Origin of the sequence: Nitrospira sp. (assembly GCA_029194535.1) — a bacterium.
In the GTDB taxonomy this organism is placed as follows: Bacteria; Nitrospirota; Nitrospiria; order Nitrospirales; family Nitrospiraceae; genus Nitrospira_C.
The window spans coordinates 448,691-466,522 of the sequence record JARFXR010000002.1; the positions used below are offsets into that span (position 1 = coordinate 448,691).

15 protein-coding genes are annotated in these 17,832 nt (G+C 56.9%); 4 read left to right on the top strand and 11 right to left on the bottom strand.

The features are described from left to right. Positions 1-22 precede the first annotated feature (22 nt). The 3 genes from P0111_13615 to P0111_13625 all read left to right on the top strand — a co-directional run bounded on the left by P0111_13615 (position 23) and on the right by P0111_13625 (position 4,208). Positions 23-541 (top strand): hypothetical protein, encoded by a 519-nt coding sequence (locus P0111_13615; protein MDF0645063.1) that lies wholly within the window; start codon positions 23-25, stop codon positions 539-541. Positions 542-767: 226 nt separating this feature from the next. After that, complete coding sequence (locus P0111_13620; GenBank protein ID MDF0645064.1) at positions 768-2,279, top strand: TonB-dependent receptor; 1,512 nt, start codon at positions 768-770, stop codon at positions 2,277-2,279. Between the two features lie 171 nt (positions 2,280-2,450). Continuing rightward, complete coding sequence (locus P0111_13625; GenBank protein MDF0645065.1) at positions 2,451-4,208, top strand: hypothetical protein; 1,758 nt, start codon at positions 2,451-2,453, stop codon at positions 4,206-4,208. A 103-nt stretch (positions 4,209-4,311) separates the two neighbouring features. On the opposite strand, the gene bfr (P0111_13630) is transcribed toward P0111_13625, so the two are convergent. The 11 genes from bfr (P0111_13630) to P0111_13680 all read right to left on the bottom strand — a co-directional run bounded on the left by bfr (P0111_13630) (position 4,312) and on the right by P0111_13680 (position 16,799). Further along, positions 4,312-4,782: a bacterioferritin gene (gene bfr / locus P0111_13630; protein ID MDF0645066.1), complete on the bottom strand. Its 471-nt coding sequence runs from the start codon at positions 4,780-4,782 to the stop codon at positions 4,312-4,314. Positions 4,783-4,790: 8 nt separating this feature from the next. Next, positions 4,791-5,267, bottom strand: a complete 477-nt coding sequence (gene bfr / locus P0111_13635) for a bacterioferritin (GenBank protein ID MDF0645067.1) — start codon at positions 5,265-5,267, stop codon at positions 4,791-4,793. Positions 5,268-5,527: 260 nt separating this feature from the next. Next, positions 5,528-7,867: a type I DNA topoisomerase gene (gene topA / locus P0111_13640; protein ID MDF0645068.1), complete on the bottom strand. Its 2,340-nt coding sequence runs from the start codon at positions 7,865-7,867 to the stop codon at positions 5,528-5,530. Between the two features lie 90 nt (positions 7,868-7,957). Further along, positions 7,958-9,094: a DNA-processing protein DprA gene (dprA, locus tag P0111_13645; protein MDF0645069.1), complete on the bottom strand. Its 1,137-nt coding sequence runs from the start codon at positions 9,092-9,094 to the stop codon at positions 7,958-7,960. 65 nt (positions 9,095-9,159) lie between these two features. Then, entirely contained in the window at positions 9,160-10,668 is a 1,509-nt protein-coding gene (locus tag P0111_13650) for an Rne/Rng family ribonuclease (GenBank protein ID MDF0645070.1), read from the bottom strand. Positions 10,669-10,836: 168 nt separating this feature from the next. Continuing rightward, positions 10,837-11,955: a rod shape-determining protein RodA gene (gene rodA, locus P0111_13655; GenBank protein MDF0645071.1), complete on the bottom strand. Its 1,119-nt coding sequence runs from the start codon at positions 11,953-11,955 to the stop codon at positions 10,837-10,839. Then, positions 11,955-13,820: a penicillin-binding protein 2 gene (gene mrdA / locus P0111_13660; protein ID MDF0645072.1), complete on the bottom strand. Its 1,866-nt coding sequence runs from the start codon at positions 13,818-13,820 to the stop codon at positions 11,955-11,957. The genes rodA and mrdA overlap by 1 nt, the downstream gene beginning before the upstream one ends. Before the next feature lie 23 nt (positions 13,821-13,843). Continuing rightward, positions 13,844-14,332: a hypothetical protein gene (locus P0111_13665; protein MDF0645073.1), complete on the bottom strand. Its 489-nt coding sequence runs from the start codon at positions 14,330-14,332 to the stop codon at positions 13,844-13,846. A gap of 8 nt (positions 14,333-14,340) precedes the next feature. Further along, on the bottom strand, positions 14,341-15,222 hold the full coding sequence (mreC, locus tag P0111_13670; GenBank protein ID MDF0645074.1) for a rod shape-determining protein MreC: 882 nt from the start codon (positions 15,220-15,222) through the stop codon (positions 14,341-14,343). Positions 15,223-15,236: 14 nt separating this feature from the next. Beyond that, positions 15,237-16,286, bottom strand: coding sequence for a rod shape-determining protein (locus P0111_13675; protein ID MDF0645075.1), 1,050 nt, complete (start codon positions 16,284-16,286; stop codon positions 15,237-15,239). Positions 16,287-16,334: 48 nt separating this feature from the next. Next, a complete protein-coding gene (locus tag P0111_13680) occupies positions 16,335-16,799 on the bottom strand; it encodes a hypothetical protein (GenBank protein MDF0645076.1) in 465 nt (154 codons plus the stop codon). A gap of 203 nt (positions 16,800-17,002) precedes the next feature. Here P0111_13680 and P0111_13685 point away from each other — a divergent pair, with 203 nt between their 5' ends. Beyond that, the gene (locus P0111_13685; protein MDF0645077.1) at positions 17,003-17,701 is read left to right on the top strand and encodes a SurA N-terminal domain-containing protein; all 699 of its coding nucleotides are present in this window, start codon (positions 17,003-17,005) and stop codon (positions 17,699-17,701) included. Positions 17,702-17,832: the final 131 nt, after the last annotated feature.

A 17,832-nucleotide genomic window follows, 5' to 3' on the forward strand; every position in this document is an offset into this window, starting at 1 on the left:
CCCCCCGAAACTGTCTGACGTCATGCGGAACTTCAATACGCGTTTCCGTCTCCGAGACTCGGACCGCCATATCCGATTGCTCTATACGCAGTTTCTGCTCCTGATGCTGGTTGGATTCGCCTTTTCTTTTTTTTGGGCCCATGACATGACCGGATTATCTCCGCAGGGAATCGCCGATCATTACCGAGGGTCCGATGCGACGTTCGGCGAACCGATGTCCTTTCGGGAACTGGCCGAGGTTACCCACTTTCACCTGTTCACGATGCCCGTCGTATTCATGATTCTCGCCCACGTGCTCTATCTTACCGAAGCCAGTCACCTGATGAAAGTGATGATGACCTGGCTGTCTTTCGGAGGCGTCGGGTTGGATTTGGTGTCACCGTGGCTGATCAGCTATGTGTCCCCATTTTTTGTGCTCACGATGCTGATGGGAGACACGCTGATGGTCGTCAGTTTCCTCGTTATGATGGCAATCCCCATCTATGAAATGTGGGTCCTGAGACAGCCGCTGGTGGCGGGGAAAGGACAAGGTGGACCGTGATCTGAGATCGACGGTGCACTCAGACAAGGTGTAATAAGAAGGAGCGGCCAGAGGTTTTTCGCCCAGAGCCCAGCATCACCTTCGGTGATCGTGGGCTCTTTTTTTTGGCCGTGCGTCATCCTGACCGGAGGAATGGTCCACAAGGAGCATGATTGAGCAAGCAGAGACCAGAGACCCCCGCGTCCCGAGTCAATCACCACCAATACATTTTTGGGGAGGGAAGCGTATGAAGATCGCAATAGGACTCGGGGCCCTGATCTCATTCATGCTCTGTCCTGGTCTGGAAGCATTCGCCCAGGATAAAGCGCTTGAGGAACGCCTCCAGCGCGTCGAAGAGGAGCTTCGACAAAACCGAGAGACGCTGAAGCGCTACCAGGAACAGGAACGCAGGGAGGGGACAGCGGAACATCGGGAGTCTGCACCCCCGGGAGCGCAGTACCCCACGCCGGTGGGATCCATGTCCGATATCAAGGTTGAGCGACCGGGCGAAGAGAAAGTTCCCCTCTCCTTCGGCTCCACAGGGTCGGGTCGATTGGTGTACGCCAAGCCGTTCGTTTCCGCTCCGAAAGCCGTTGTCGGCGGCTATATGGACATTCAGTACCGAGCTCAGAGTCAAGCCAGCATTGAAAACGGGTACGGAGGGACGACAAATACTTTCGATCAGCAGCGGTTCGTGCCCTTTATCTACGCAGACATTACGGAGCATGTAAAGTTTGCCTCTGAAATTGAGATCGAACACGGCATCCGTGAGGATTCGACACAAGGGTTGGAAATTGGGCTGGAATTTGGTTTTATCGATTACCTCGTCAACGAACCCTTCAACATTCGCGCGGGCATCCTGTTGCTGCCTGTGGGAAAATTCAACCTTTTGCACGATTCTCCGCTCAATGATTTGACCGATCGGCCCTTAGTCGCTCGCTTCGTGATTCCTTCGACAATGTCTGAAACCGGTGCTGGTTTCTACGGAACGTTCTATCCCGGAACAACCAGCAAGCTGGACTACGAATTGTATTTCACGACGGGCCCCTGTTCATATAACAGTGATGGAACTCCAAGAATCAATGAAGCGGATGGGACCAGGGGATCACGGCAAAGGAAATGTCCCTCGGATGATGGATTAGATATCAATAACGGTAAGTCCATCGTGGGACGTTTAGCTTTCAGCCCAATCCTAGGAATCGAAGTCGGAGGATCAGGTTACTACGGCAATGGCGCGCCTAACGGCAACTACAATCCTACAAGCATTGTGGCAGTCGACTGGACATTTCAGCGCGGTCCGTTTGAATTGATCGGAGAAGCAGCCTGGGCCTACGCGAGGGGCAACTCTCGCGCGATTCAGACGAATACAATTGGATTCGCTCCCGGGTCCCTATTGACCGGAATTGAAGGCAATAGTGGTCCGGGCATTCCACCACAGCGCTCGAGCGGTTACTACATCCAGGGCAACTATCATTTTATGCCCTCGTTCCTGAGCAAGTGGTCGCCGAAGCGATTCGGCGAGGGATCAACCTTCACGGCCGTCCTCCGGTACGACAGGGTGAACACAAACCTGGATAACAGCAATGGGACAGGCGGCTGGGGGAATTTGGAGCAGATTTCCGTTGGGCTTAACTATCGACCAGTGGAGGATGCGGCCTTCAAGATCAGCTATCAGTATCAGCCGATGGCCTTTAATCCCAACACCGAGCAGCGCATCCATGACCAAGCGTTGGTGATTTCAGCTGCGACTTACTTTTGAGAGGCATCATCCGAATCAATCTGACTCGGACTTGACCGTGGAGCCGAAGCTGAAGCCCAGGTCGTGGAGGTCGAGAGCGTGCAACGATAACGCACCTCGTACGCAGCTCAATACGGCGCCGGACATCTGCCGACAGGATGTCGCGGCTGATATTTTCCTTGAGGATTTGCCATGACTCATCAATCTGTCTCACGCTCTACTCCGTCCTGCCCTGTCGTGTCCATCGCGCTGGTCCTGCTCCTGGCGTTCTCAGGATGTTCCGGGGGAGGCAACACTTCCAGTGCGCCGGCGACCGTCCAAGAGACAGGAACACCGGGCGCCGAGCAGGCCGTCGGCGAACGGCTCTTCATGGAAACACGATTCGCCCAAGCCTTCAGCGCGTTCCTCGACAACGGAGGGAACGTCAACGACCCCAAGGTCAACGACCCGGTCGTGAGCACCGTGGAAACCATGAATCCCGGCGTCCCCATCAGTCCCGGGCCGTTCAAGGGTCTGTCGATGAATTGTCGCTCCTGTCACTTCGTCGATGAGGTGCTGACAGCCCCCGGGGGCGGGATGCGGACCTACGCGGACTTCGCGCGGCGCAGCCCTATTCCCGCCAGGGCCGACGGAAAGACGCTGACGCCGAGAAATTCCCCACCTCTGGTCAATTCCGCACTGGATCGACCCGGAGGCGTCCTCTTCCATCTTGATACGGAATTTAACTCGATGGAGGATCTTGTCGCGGCTACCTTCACCGGACGCAACTTTGGATGGTTGGCGGGAGAACGCGCGCAGGCTATCGCTCATGTCGCGCGCGTAGTTCGCGGTGATGACGGGTCATTCGACCCGTCGGATCAGTTCGTGGGCCTACCCTACCGAATCCTGTTCACCGGATCGAATCCTGCGATCCCTGATGAGTCACGTCTTCCTCCTGAATATCGGGTTCTCGTCGGATCGGGCACGGATCAGGAAATTTTCGATGCAGTAGTCAAAGTTGTCGCGGCTTATGTCAACGGCCTGCTCTTCTCTCAGACCGACGACGGCGGTGCCTTGATCCGTTCCCCCTTCGACGTGTTCCTGACCATCAATGGCCTGCCTCAGCAACCGGATCCAAACGAGACTCCCGTGGCGTACAGCAGGCGGTTACTGCAGCTGATACAGACCCGTGAATTAGCCGGCACGTTGCAATTCGTTACCTCCAATCCGAACCGAGCCGATGGTCAGTTCCAGTTCCACTCCCAACCCTTCGTCTTTGGCACCACCGAATTAGAAGGTCTGAAAATGTTTCTCGCAGAACCGACCGCCATTCCAGCTTCACCGGCTGAACTGACGGCGGGCAAGATCGGGAACTGTCTCGTCTGCCACCCCGCTCCTAACTTTACGGATTTCAAACTGCACAATACCGGTACGACTCAAAGAGAATACGACCAGATTCATGGATCAGGGCAATTCTCCGGGCTTGTCATCCCCAACCTCTCCACACGTGACGCCAATTACGACGCGTACCTTCCGGCGACGGAGAATCACCCGAATGCGTCGGAGCGTTTCCGGGAAATCCCCGTGCTGGCAAACCCGGCACTAACCGACCTCGGAGCGTGGAACGTGTTTGCGAATCCCGACATGCCGGCTCCACAGGCAAAGATCACCGCGATCCTTTGCGACAATCAGCAACCCTGTCCCGTCTCGAATGCCGTGCTCTTGGATCGAGCGCTTGCGCGATTCAAAACACCGGGGTTGCGGGACCTCGGACACTCTGCCCCGTACATGCACACGGGGCAGTTTGATGGACTCAACAATGTGCTCCAATTCTATCGAGGCACATCCGATCAGGCACGAGCGGGGACCCTGCGGAACGGGGATAGTCAGCTCAAAGGTATCGCCCTGACGGCCGCCGATCTTCCGGCTGTGACCGCATTCCTGAATTCGTTGAACGAAGATTACCAGTAGGATGGAATCGGATGACTCCACTCGGATGTGAGCCCGAAGAGACATAGGCGGGAGGCCGGCTGCTACCAGCCTCCCACCTACTCAGCACGATGCGTCCTATCTACTACTTCGTAATTTGCTCGGAAAGATATCGCTCAAGTCCAACCTGTCCAATCGTCTTCAGTTGGATCTCAAACCAGTCCACGTGTTCTTCCGAGTCTATCACCATGTGCTCCAGCAGATGTCTGGTCGTATAGTCTCCAACCTGCGCAGCGTGGCTGATAGCTTTCCGCAGCAGTTCGACATCTTCCCGTTCGAACGCCAGATCGCTCTCGAACAGCGACTTAGCATCGGGCCCCGTGGCTACACCATCGAGCTTCGCCACCTCCGGCGTTCCCTGGAGATACAGAATGTGATCGATCAACAACGAAGAATGTCCTACTTCTTCGTGCGCCAGATGGTCGAAATGGCCATGGAGACGTTCATATCCCCAGTGTTTGCACAGCGCGGCATGCAGCAGGTATTGATGCACCGCCGTCAGCTCCGCTCGCAGTATATCGTTCAGATGCTGAATGACTCCTTCCTTGGCTTTCATGGCTTCTCTCAGCTCTCTTTCTTGATTTGTTCAGCCAGATAGTTCTCAATGCCGATCTGCTCGATCGTTTCCATCTGCGTCTCAATCCAGTCGATATGGGCATCGACGTCTTTGGCCATATCTTCCAGCATGTGGCGAGTGGTGAAATCGGTCACCTTCGTGCAATGGACGACCCCCTCGCTTAACAGCGACAACATTTCTTGTTCCGCCTTGAGGTCGAGCTTGAACTGCTCCGGCACCGTCTCGCCGACATGCACGGTGTTCATGCGTTGCACGTTCGGCACTCCCTCCAGGTACAAGATGTGTCCGATGAGTTCGTCCGCATCCTTCATTTCATCGATGCTCCGCTCTCGAACTTTATGATGCAACCGCTCATATCCCCAGTTCGCACACATTTTGGCGTGAACGAAGTACTGATTGATGGCAGTCAGATCAGCGGTGAGAATCTTGTTCAACAGATTGATCACCCCATCTTTTGCTTTCATCTTATGCCCCTCCCTTCATCAGAAAATCAACGCGAATGCGCGATGACCTAACCATTCCTGCACATATTATCTCGGCTCTCACACAGCTCGTCAAGATTTGATTTACGTAATTCTGATTAGACTTCTCATCTTCGATGACTTCGCCTCTCAATTTCACACCGCGAGCACGCGCGATTATGCGGGATGAACGTACGAAACGGCTGGATCAGAGCAAAGATCGCAGGCGGATTGATGCGCAAGAGGAGACGGGGATAGCGAGGTTATCCGGCTTCGCGATAACCGCAATCTTCATTGCGGCACTGCACGCTTCTTCCGTCCTGTTTACTGATCTTTTCGACCAGGAATGGCGCGCTGCAGGTGGGGCACGCTTTGTTGACAGGACGATCCCATAGAGCAAATTCGCATTGAGGATAGCGGCTGCATGCGTAGAACGAGCGTCCTTTGCGGGTGCGCTTCTGGACCAAGTCGCCTCCGCATCCGGGCTGAGGACATTTCACACCCAGCGCCAGAGGCTTCGTCGTCTTGCAGGCGGGATAGGCTGAACAGGCGATGAACTTGCCGAATCGTCCCGTCTTCACGACCATCGGACTCCCACACTTGTCGCAAACTTGGTCGGTCGTGAGATCCTGCTTGGGGACGATCTTGATTGTTCCGTCGGGGAGTCTCTCAAAGTTCTGAGTATTCTTGCAGGGTGGATCCTCTTTATAACCGGGGCACGCGAGGAACTTGCCGTTTCGACCCCACTTGATCTCCATCATTCTTCCGCATCTGTCGCAGGGAATATTGGTGGGAGGCTCGACCGTATCTTTTGGACCGGGAATCGACTTGGCCTTTTCCAAATCAGCTGTAAAGGGATTGTAGAAGTCCCGAACCGCATCGATCCAAGGCTTGTTCCCTTCTTCAACCTCGTCGAGTTCCTCTTCGAGCTGAGACGTGAAATCGACATTGACGATGTCGGGAAACCCTTTCATCAAAAAGTCGTTGACCGTGCGGCCGGTTTCCGTCGGAACAAACCTACCTTCGATTTTCTCGACGTACTTCCGGTCTTGAATGGTGGAGATGATGGCCGCATAAGTGGAGGGTCTTCCGATCCCCTTTTCTTCTAATTCCTTGATGAGCAGAGCTTCATTGTAGCGAGGCGGCGGCTGAGTAAAGTGCTGTCTGGACGTAACGCCCGCGATCGTCTGCTCCGCCTGTTCGACCAGCCGGAGACGCTCACCTTCAACGAGGACCGGCAGCTGGCGCTCGGTCCCTTCGTCGCTGTCTTCGTCTTGCTTGGGCTTTTGCAGGGCCAACTCCTTGTCGACGCCCTCCATGTAGACGATGGTGTGACCCGGAAATTTCACCACCGTGCCGTTCGAGCGGAACAGATACCGATCCGGCGTATCCTGCGGGGAAGACTCCACACGCGTCACGTCGAGAATGGCCGGCACCATCTGAGAAGCGATGAACCGGTTCCAGATCAACTTGTAGAGATGATACTGGTCCTCTTCGAGATACTGTTTGATTGACTCGGGATCGCGGCCCGCCGACGTGGGTCTGATCGCTTCGTGGGCCTCCTGAGCCGCTTTCTGCGTCTTGTACACGTTGGGCGTTCCCGGGAGATATTCCTGACCGAATCGCTCCAAGATGACCTGTCGAGCATCCGTCATGGCCTCTTGGGAGATTCTCGGTGAATCCGTCCTCATATAGGTGATGAGGCCCGTTGCCCCTTCCGTCCCGATCTCAATACCCTCATACAGCTGCTGGGCAAGAGTCATGGTCTTCTTAGGGGTAAAGCGCAGTTTTCTGGCCGCTTCCTGCTGCAGCCGACTGGTAATGAAGGGAGCGACTGGGTTGCGCCTTTTTTCCTTCCGCTCGACGGAGGTGACCGTAAAGGCCCTTCCTTGGAGTGCCGCAACCACCTTCTGCGCCTGCTCCGCGGTGGCGATCGACGCTTCTTCCCCGTTGATGCTGTGCAGGCGGGCTTCGAACGGAGGGGGTACCGTTCCGGCCAGCAGCGCGGTAATCGACCAGTACTCTTCCGCGCGAAACGCCTCTCGCTCCGCCTCGCGCTCGCATATCAACCGAACGGCGACCGACTGCACCCGTCCCATGGACAGTCCCCGGCGCACCTTGTTCCACAACAGCTGACTGCCCTGGTATCCGACGATTCGATCCAAGACCCTCCGAGCCTGCTGGGCATTGACAAGTTTCATGTCGATCTGTCCTGGCGATTGCAGCGCCCGCTTAATGGCGGACTCCGTAATCTCGTTGAAGAGGACACGAAAGACTTTGCCGTCCTTCTTCTTTTTCGATTTGCCGTTCAGTTCTTCTGCAAGGTGCCAGGCGATCGCTTCCCCTTCGCGATCAGGGTCAGGAGCCAGAAAGACCTTGTCGGCCTCTTCGGCTTTCTTCTTGATCTCAGCGAGCACCTTCGATTTTCCTTTGATCGTGACATACTGCGGAGCAAAATCGTGCTCCAGATCCACACCAAGCTTGCTGGTAGGGAGATCCTTGACATGACCCACCGAGGCGACGACGGTATATCCGCGCCCCAAATACTTCGTGATCGTCCTGGCCTTCGTCGGAGATTCGACGATGATGAGAGATTTCGCCATGGATGCTCCGCTGGATGAATACCCGGTTACCGTATCATCCGTACCAAAATTCTTCTCGCGATGCAACTCATCTCAGGAATGAAAGCCTGCTTACGTGCGGACGAAGCGCTGCCCGCCCAGCTGCCGAGCCTGTCGATTGAGCTCCAAAGACAAGAGCGTCGCCGTCACAATGGACACCGGCGCATGAATGATTTCGGCCACCTCATCCACGGTCCTGGGTTCATGTGACAGCGCCTCGTAGACCAGCCTTTCCTGCTCATCCAAACGCTCAGGAGTCGTGGGATCGAGTCGTGATCGGCGCACTTTCCGGCGCATCGGTTCCTCAAGTTGCGGCGTCAGTGCTTGGACAACGTCGTCTGCACACTCGACCAAGGCAGCACCCTGTTTGATCAGCGCGTTTGTTCCACGACAGGTGTCCGACTTGACCGAACCAGGAACGGCAAACACCTCTCTGCCCTGCTCGCACGCCAACCGGGCGGTAATCAACGATCCGCTTTCCAAGGCGGCCTCCGTCACCACCACGCCGAGCGACAACCCGCTGATGATGCGATTTCGTTTAGGAAAATTGTGCGGTTCCGGAGCCGTGTTGATCGGCACCTCGGTCACCACCGCCCCCTGCTCTTCGATCTGACGACGCAACCGTGCATGCTCAGACGGATAAGTCCGGTCGATACCGCAACCGAGCACGGCAATGGTTCGGCCTCCGCCCGAGAGGGCGCCTTGATGAGCAGCCGCATCGATCCCCCGAGCCAATCCGCTGACGACGGAGACGCCCGCTTCCGCCAAGTCTCTGGCCAATTCCTCCGTCAACAGACACCCACCAGCCGTCGCTCGGCGAGCGCCCACAACCGCCACCGCAAAAGCATCCGCCTCCAACAACGCTCCCGAGACATACAACAACGGCGGAGGATCAGGGATCATCCGCAACCGCGCGGGATATGATGCATCGAGGATCGTATGGACCGTATACATCGACTGCCGCAGCACCGAGAGTTCTCGGTCGACCAGGCGGCACGCCTTCTCAGAAGGTCCCTTGGTAATTGCGGCGGCCAAGCGGCGACTGCAGCCTCGTTCGATCAGTTCGTGGAAATCCGCCTTCAGCACGGCCTCCGGTGTCGCCCAGATCTGCAGCAGCGACAGAATGGTCGCATCTCCCAACCCATCAATAGCTCTCAGGCGTAACCAGGGCGCAAGAAGAGACTGGTCCGTCGGGTGACGCGATTGCATAGAGATCGGCTGTCAAGAGATTGGGAGCAGACTCCGCTCGATTTAGCTACTGCGCCGTCGGGCGCTCAGAACACGGCCAGATCGTACTGCTCCAAATGCAGTTGCTCGTCGGACATGACCAGGATCTTGGCCATGCACTCGCGCTCCAATGCTTCGAGCCCCTGTCGTTCTTCGTCCTGCAGCAGACCCGCGACCGAAGGATGCGCCCCGACCACGATACGCTGTTGCTCCGCCTCGCTCCCGATCCGTCTGATCTCACGGAAAATCTCATAGGCGATGGTCGTCGGAGACTTCGTGTAGCCGCGGCCGTCGCAATAACGACAGGGTTCCGAAAGAGAACGCAGAAGATCTTCACGAACCCGTTCGCGTGAAATCTCGATCAACCCCAGATCCGAAATGCGGGAGATTCTCGTTCGCGCCTTATCCGACGCCATGGCATCGACCAGGGCATGATACACCTTGTCCCGGTTCTTCTCCCGCTCCATGTCGATGAAATCGACGATGATAATTCCGCCGATCCCGCGCAACTTGACTTGATAGGCGACCTCTTTGGCTGCTTCCAGATTGTTGCGCAAGATCGTTTCCTCTTGATCTCGTTTCCCGACGAAGCGCCCGGTATTCACATCAATGACGGTCATCGCCTCGGTATGGTCGATGACCAGATATCCGCCAGACTTGAGCCAGACCTTCCGGCTGAGGGCGCGGGCCATTTCTTGTTCGACTCCGAGATGATCGAATAAACTCTCATCTTTATCGTAGAAATGAATACGCGAGGTCTGTTCAGGAGAGAAGCGCTGGACGAAGTCCCGCACCGCTTCATACTCTTCGCGCGAATCGATCCACAACCTATCCACCTTCTTGCCGAACAGGTCTCGCACGACGCGGAAACTCAGGCTGAGATCCGTGTGCAACAGCGCCGGCGCCGGCTGCTGATCGCGCTTTTCGTGGATGTCTTGCCAGAGCACATGCAGGAAGTCGACATCCGACCGCAGTTCTTCCTCCTTCACTCCTTCACTGACCGTCCTGACGATGTACCCGCAACCCGGGTGGCGGAGGCGCTTCATGATCTCCTTCAACCGTGCGCGTTCTTCGTCTCGCGGAATGCGCCGTGATACACCGATATGCTCCACGTTCGGCATGAACACGAGGTAGCGGCCCGGCAACGATACATAGCTCGTGACACGCGGCCCCTTGGTGCCGATCGGCCCTTTAGAGATCTGCACCATCAGATCCTGTCCTTCGCTCAAGAGCTGCTCGATAGGCTTCGAGCTTTCCCGTCGAGGCCGCAAATCGTCCCCGCCTTTTTCATCCTCGTCTGCATCGACAAGGGTATCCCCCGGTTCGGCATCCATGGACAGATCCGAGACATGCATGAACGCCGCCTTCTCGAGCCCGATATCGACGAACGCGGCTTGCATACCGGGAAGGACCTTGGCCACCTTCCCCTTATAGATATTCCCCACGAAATCTTTATGTTTGGCGCGGTCTCCAAATAGGTCCGTCACCACTCCGTTGTCCAACACCGCCACACGCGTTTCCTCACGGGCGACGGTGATTGCGATTTCCAATCCCATGCCTAACTCCTTCCATTCGATGCTTCCATCGACCAGGCGAGAGGTGCGGACGCGGGACCCCCAGGTCCACCCCTTCATCGGGTGACTGTCGAGCCGATGGACGACACATGATGAATGACCCTCGAGCGCGATTCCAGCCCGCCGGATTCGATCCAGGTCGCTGCCCGCTCAGTAAAACAAACCCAATCGACGCCGCTTCACATTCAATAGCAGTCCTAGCGATGCCATCGTCATGACGGTCGCGCTGCCGCCGTAGCTCATGAGCGGAAGCGGAATTCCGACGATGGGAAACATGCCGGCGGTCATTCCGATGTTCACCACGACGCAAAAACACAGCATGCATACCACGCCGACTGCCAAAAGCGCCCCAAGCTCATCCTTCGCCCTTGCGGCGATTTCCAGCGACAGCCAGATCAACGCCACGAACAGGAGGAGCAACACGAGCACCCCTACAAACCCCCATTCTTCTGCAAATACCGAAAAGACGAAATCCGTGTGTCCTTCTGGCAGAAATTTCAACTGACTCTGCGTTCCCCCGTACAGCCCCTTTCCCGTCAGTTCCCCCGCTCCGATGGCGATCCGTGATTGCAGCGCATGGTAGCCTTTTCCGGCCGGATCATAGTCCGGGTCAACGAACGCCATAATGCGCTGACGTTGGTAATCATGCAAGGACCCCCACATCATTTCCCAGGCGAAAGGAAACAACATCAGCGAAAACAGGAGGATCAACCCCATGGCTTGAGAGCGCATCCCCACCATTAACAACATGGCGGCATAGACGGCGAGAAAGCTCAACCCGCTGCCGAGGTCCGGCTGTTTCAAAATCAGCAAGAGGCCGGGAAGCATCAACAACCCCGGCACCACCACCCGTTGCAGCCAACCTACACGGGGAGCCTTTGAATAGTAATGCGCGAGCACCAAGACCAGAACCAATTTGGCGAATTCAGAAGGTTGAAATGCAAAGGGACCGACAGGAATCCACCGTTGGGCTCCCCGACTGGTTTTCCCCTCGAACAGGACGAAGGCCAGCAGCAAGAGAATCACCACATACGCCGGATAGGCCCACCGGGCGATGCGATGATAGTCCCAAATCTGCATGACAAGAAACGCCACGCTGCCAAGGAGGATCCATACCAACTGCTTCGCAAAGAAGGGCATGATCCCGCCCTGGTCATGCGTGACGCTGTATATCGAAAGCACGCCGATCCCGAGAATCAAGAAGATCAATCCGAGAAACCGCAAGTCAAAATTGTCGAACTGGCGGCTTTCCAGAACTCGATCGATCATCAGAACTCCGAACTCCCGGTGTGAGCCTTATGAGTCATCACATGTCCGGCTGCGGGTGCATGTTGCGTCAGCCTGACAAAAGATTCAATGACTTCTTTGGCCAGCGGAGCCGCGGCAGCTCCCCCATGCCCCATGTTTTCGGCCAGGACGGCCACGGCGATTTTCGGCGATTCGACGGGAGCAAACGCCACAAACCAGGCATGGTCTCTAAGCTTCTTGGGGATATCCTTCTCCGGACCGGTTCGCAGCGCAGACGTCTGGGCCGTCCCCGTCTTCCCCGCAATAGTCACGATGGAAGATTTGGCCCTTGTGGCCGTGCCCTCGGTCACGACATCCGCCAACGCCTCCCTGATCAACTTCAGATGCTCCTGCTTGACCTTCAAGCGATGCTTCTCGATCGGCGGCAGTTCCTCCAGATGGCCGGTATCTCGACTCATGATTCCTTGGACCAACCGTGGACGATAGGCCACGCCGCCGTTGGCCAGCGTACCGATCAAACTGGCCATCTGAAGCGGCGTCACCGTGACATACCCCTGCCCGATCGAGGCGGAGATGGTCTCACCGGGCAACCAGGCCTCATTCTTGGCTTTTTGCTTCCATGCCGTCGACGGCATGATCCCCACTCGCTCGGAAGGCAAATCCACGCCGGTTTCTTCGCCGAGGCCGAACTGGTGCCCGTAGGCGGCGATCGTATCAATCCCCATGCGCTGGCCGACCGTGTAGAAGTACACGTCGCACGAATGGACGAGCGCCTGATGCAGATCGACCGAACCGTGTCCTCCGGCCTTCCAGTCATGGTACAGGCGCCGGCCAAACTGATACCCGCCGTTGCAATGGACCGTACTGGAAGGAGTGACCGTGTTGGTCTCTAAAGCCGCCGCGGCCATCATCACCTTGAACGTTGATCCCGGGGGATACTGACCCTGAGATGCTCGGTTGTTCAGCGGCCTCCCCTCATCCTGAACGATTTCCACCCATTGTTTGGCCGTGAGCTCTCTCGACAGGACGTTGGGATCGAACGCCGGGCGGCTGGCCATGGCAAGAATATCCCCGGTGGTCGGATCGAGTGCGACGATCGCACCGGATTCCAGTCCCAGTAGCTCTTCAGCGATTTTCTGCAATCTGGCATCGATCGTCAGATAGAGATCATCGCCGGCCTTCGGTTGATCGACCACGACCGTCCGCTTCTCATGACCCAGCGCATCCACCTCGACGCTCTTCTGGCCCGCCAGCCCCCGCATGATCCGGTCAAAGTATTTTTCCACGCCGTACTGGCCGACGATGCTACCTTGGTGAAGTTCGGAAAATTCTGGCTTCTCCAGCTGTTCGGCCGATACCTCGCCGACATAGCCTAGCACGTGCGCGGCCGCCGTGCCGCTCGGATAGTTGCGCTGAGACTCCACTTGAATCATGACACCGGGAAGGTCCAGTCGATGGGATTCGATGACTGTCGCCTCTTTCAGCGTCAGGCGATCCTTGATCTTTCTCGGCAGCTGTTTCGCACCGCGCCCGGCGAGTTTTTTTCTGACAAGGGCCGGATCCAGACCGATCAGTTGCGTGAGTTGGTCGATCAGCGCTTCGCGATCTTTGACGTCCTCCAGGGACACATAGAGGCTGAAGCTCGGCACGTTATTGGCCAACAGCACGCCGTTGCGATCGTAGATCAGACCGCGAGCCGGTTCCAGAATCACCGAACGGGTGCGGTTGTTCTCGGAGAGATCACGGTAATAGGGGCCTTCACGGATCTGCAAATGCCACAACCGCAACGCCAGCAGCGCCACGACGAGGAGCAGGCCGATGCGAAGGAGCACCAGACGCCGCTGCAACTCGCCCAAATCAGAATCGAACGCTCCAGAGATCGCCATAGCCTGTCGAATCAATCCGCCATCTACAATCGGTCAGACAGCAACATGCGGTCGCCGGCCAGCCGCTGGTTCGCCACGTAGAAGAGCCCCGCTCCGACCACCGCATCCAAACAGGCTTGCGGAAGCACCATGGACTGGACCATCCACCAAATATCGGTCCCGATGGCACTCTTCATGGTTAAAACCACCATCGTTCCGCCGACGGCAGAGAAGATGAGGAGCCCCACCGACACGACCGTCGGAGTCACATGCGCTATGTGTTGCCCCAATAAACCCGCCAACAGTCCGACTCCGCCCTTGGTGACGAGACCGACCCAAAGGTCACCGGCGGAATACATGTTCAAAATCCACCCGATGACCAGCCCGACGACGAGCCCCTCCAGTTCACCGGCAAAGAGCCCTATCAGCGCCGCCACAGCCAGTCCGACGTCCGGCGTGAGCCCCCAAATGCTCACATGCGGAAGCAGCGTGGTCTGCAGGGGCACCAGCAACAGAATGACGATACTGTACATGAGGAGCTTCACGGCTTGCCTACCGGGGCATTCCTGTCATTCCCTTGCCTTTGCACCGATACGCCGTACGGAGCTTGGATCACCAGCACTTCTTCGAGCCTGCCGACATCCACTTCCGGGGTCAGCTCGGCCGACTGAAACAGAGCGCCTTCCTCCTTGTCGATCCTACTGATGGTGCCGAGAGCGAGACCTCTTGGGAAACCGCCGACAAGGCCCGAAGTGATCACACGATCGCCGCTTCGAACGCTTGAAAGCATCGGGATATACTTGAGCTTGGCCAGGCCCTGTTGGGTTCCCTCGACGATGCCCTCATCCCGCGTCCGCTGAATCAACCCGGCGATGGCGTTGTTGGGATCCGTCACCAGCAATACGACCGATGTCGCGCTGTTCGTCTTCACGACCCGCCCGACGACGCCAGCGGGAGTGATCACCCCCATATCGGGTTTGATCCCGTCGCTTTCGCCCTTATTGAGAATCACCGAGCGATACCAACTCGTTGCGTCTCTCCCGATCACTTGCGCGGCGACCAAGGTGGGCAACGCTTGTTCCTTGAAGTGCAGGAGCGCCGTCAATCGCTCCGTCGCCGCTGCGGCCTCCCGCAACTGGGTGTTCTGTCCCTTCAACCACTCGATATCCTGTCGCAGCTGTTCATTTTCTGTCTGAACGCCCTGAAGAGCGATATAGCGGTGCCAAACCCCTGAAATGCCCTGATCAATCGATACCACCACTTCTAGCGGAATACGGACGACCTGCCCGACGGGACCGTCGAGGTATTGGAGCACACCCTGGCTTTGTGAGGGGAAGAGGAACAGCACCAGGAGCAGCAGGGCGAAGCCTCCTAGCGCAAAACGTCGAGCATTATAGGGGGCACGCAATGTGGCCATCCACATTAGGGATGGAACCTTTATCGGAAGGTATTCGCCTGGGACATGACCGCAACTTTTGCCAGCAGATCAAGCTCATCGAGGATCTTCCCCACCCCCAACACGACGGAGGTGAGGGGGTCGTCCACGGTAATGATCGGCAAATTCGTTTCTTCCCGGAATCGCGTATCCATGCCCTTCAGCAAGGAGCCGCCCCCGGTCAGCACGATGCCGCGATCGATGATATCACCGGCCAGTTCCGGCGGGGTGTTCTCCAAAGCGACTTTGATCGCATTGACGATCGTTCCGATTGGTTCCTGCAGGGCTTCCCTGATTTCGGCATCGTCCACGACCAATGTGCGCGGAATACCGGAGATCAGATCACGCCCCTTAATCATCATGGTCTTGCGTTCTTCAAACGGATAAGCGGATCCGATCTCGAACTTGATCCGTTCCGCCATATGTTCGCCGATCAGGAGATTATACTTCTTCTTGATGTAGTTCATGATCGCATCATCCATGCGATCGCCGGCGACTTTGACCGACTCACTATAGACGATTCCGCCCAATGAGATGACCGCGATGTCCGTCGTGCCGCCGCCGATGTCGACAACCATATTCCCCGACGGCTCCGTGATCGGAAGTCCCGCTCCAATCGCAGCCGCGACCGGCTCTTCGATCAGGTAAACCTCCCGTGCACCGGCCAATTCTGCCGAATCCCGCACCGCGCGTTGCTCCACTTGGGTGATTCTCGACGGTACCCCGATAATGATACGGGGGCGAACAAAGGCGCTGCGGTTGTGCGCCTTTTGGATGAACCGCTTCAGCATCTGCTCCGCCATTTCGAAATCGGCGATCACACCTTCCTTCATGGGGCGCACCGCCACGATATTCCCTGGCGTCCGACCGAGCATCTTCTTGGCATCAGCGCCGACCGCCAGCACTTTCTCCGTCTTCTTCTCGACGGCCACGACCGACGGCTCGTTCAACACGATGCCCTTGCCGTGCACGTAGACGAGGGTCGTCGCCGTCCCGAGGTCGATCGCCAGATCGTTCGAGAACCATCCGAATATGTCGCTCGCAAGACCCACGAGGATTCTCCCTTTCAAACTTGCGGGCCGACCGCCGGACCCGATGCCTTAATCCGGCAGTGCGAAACGTCCGACGTCCAACACCTGCGTACCTGCCAATTCGTCACCGATGCGTCGACCCTGTTCATTCCCGATGATGAGAACGGCCTCAAATGCGACGATTCCGGCCGAGAGGATCCATCCTACGTACGGGACCATAAACGCCATCTGGGCAACTGCAAAAGGCACATTGCGAATAATCGATTCCCTGAATCCTGCCGTCACACGTGTATCGGGAAGGATCGTTTGGAGACCGATGAGCCGCTTGCCGATGCTGCGGCCGCCGGCAAACCCATCTCCTACCAAGACATACGCCAGTCCCGCAAGGAACCCGACGGGATCGATCAGGCTTGCCGCGCCTGCCACAATGAATAGGTCGATCAACTTGGCAATGAACCGATTGAGGACCTGCGCTTTCGGATACATCCCGGCGTTGAAACCGAAGAGATGAACCTCATGAGACTCGGCGACCAAGAAATCTCCCTACAATTCGTGGCAAAGTATAACAAATCCGGCTACCTAGCACAAACGAAAGCATAAACCTCCTTTCGCGAATCGACGGATCGTCTGTCTCTCAGGTCGCTGAATGTTTTCCGACCAGACCCATGATCTCCGTACTTGCCATCGCAGAAACGGCTCTGTACAATCCGTCTCTGTAAGATTCAGCAGGAACCGACATGATCAAGTTGATGAGAGAGGCCTCCCACAACCATCCGTGGTTGCTCAAGTCAATCATGGGAATTCTGGCCATCGCCTTTGTGATCACGATGGGGTGGTGGGGGTTCGGAGAACAGCGAGGCTCGGTCGTGGCGGCGGTCGGAGATCTCACGGTATCCCATGACGAGTTCAGGCGAGCCTATGAGAATTCGTACCGATTTTACAAGGACAAGCTGCCAGGTGAGTTCAAAGACGAGACCATTAAGCAGGTTGTGGTTGAGCAACTGATCGACAATCGAGTCTGGCTCGTGGCGGCTAAGAACATGGGGTTGACTGTGAGCGACGCGGATCTGCGTGACGCGATCATGCAGATTCCGGAGTTTCAGAAGAACGGGGTCTTCGACCCTGACCTCTATCAACGCCTTCTGGCAGCCAATCACCTGACGCCTTCGCTTTTCGAGGCCGTCGAAGCTAAGGAACTCCTCGGCAATCGGGCGAGAATGATGATCAGCGAAGCGGTCACCCTCACACCCGCCGAGCTGGCCGAAGCGCAGGCGCTCACGATCAGGCAACCCGAGTCCGACCCCGCCAAGGCGGCGGCGGCAAAGGATCGCGCCGTTCAGGACGTGTTGTTTCAAAAGCAGCAGCGCGCGCTGGCGGCGTACACGCAATCCTTGAAGGCCACCATCCCCATTACGATTCATCGCGAACTGCTATAACGGCGATCCCTCGGATATTTGGACACAGTCCCATCGTGACGAACCGTTCTTCCTCGTCGACTTGGACGCCGATGGCTGACGGGAATTCGCATTTCATCCTGATCTCTGTAGATTGTGAAGAGTCTGACCAG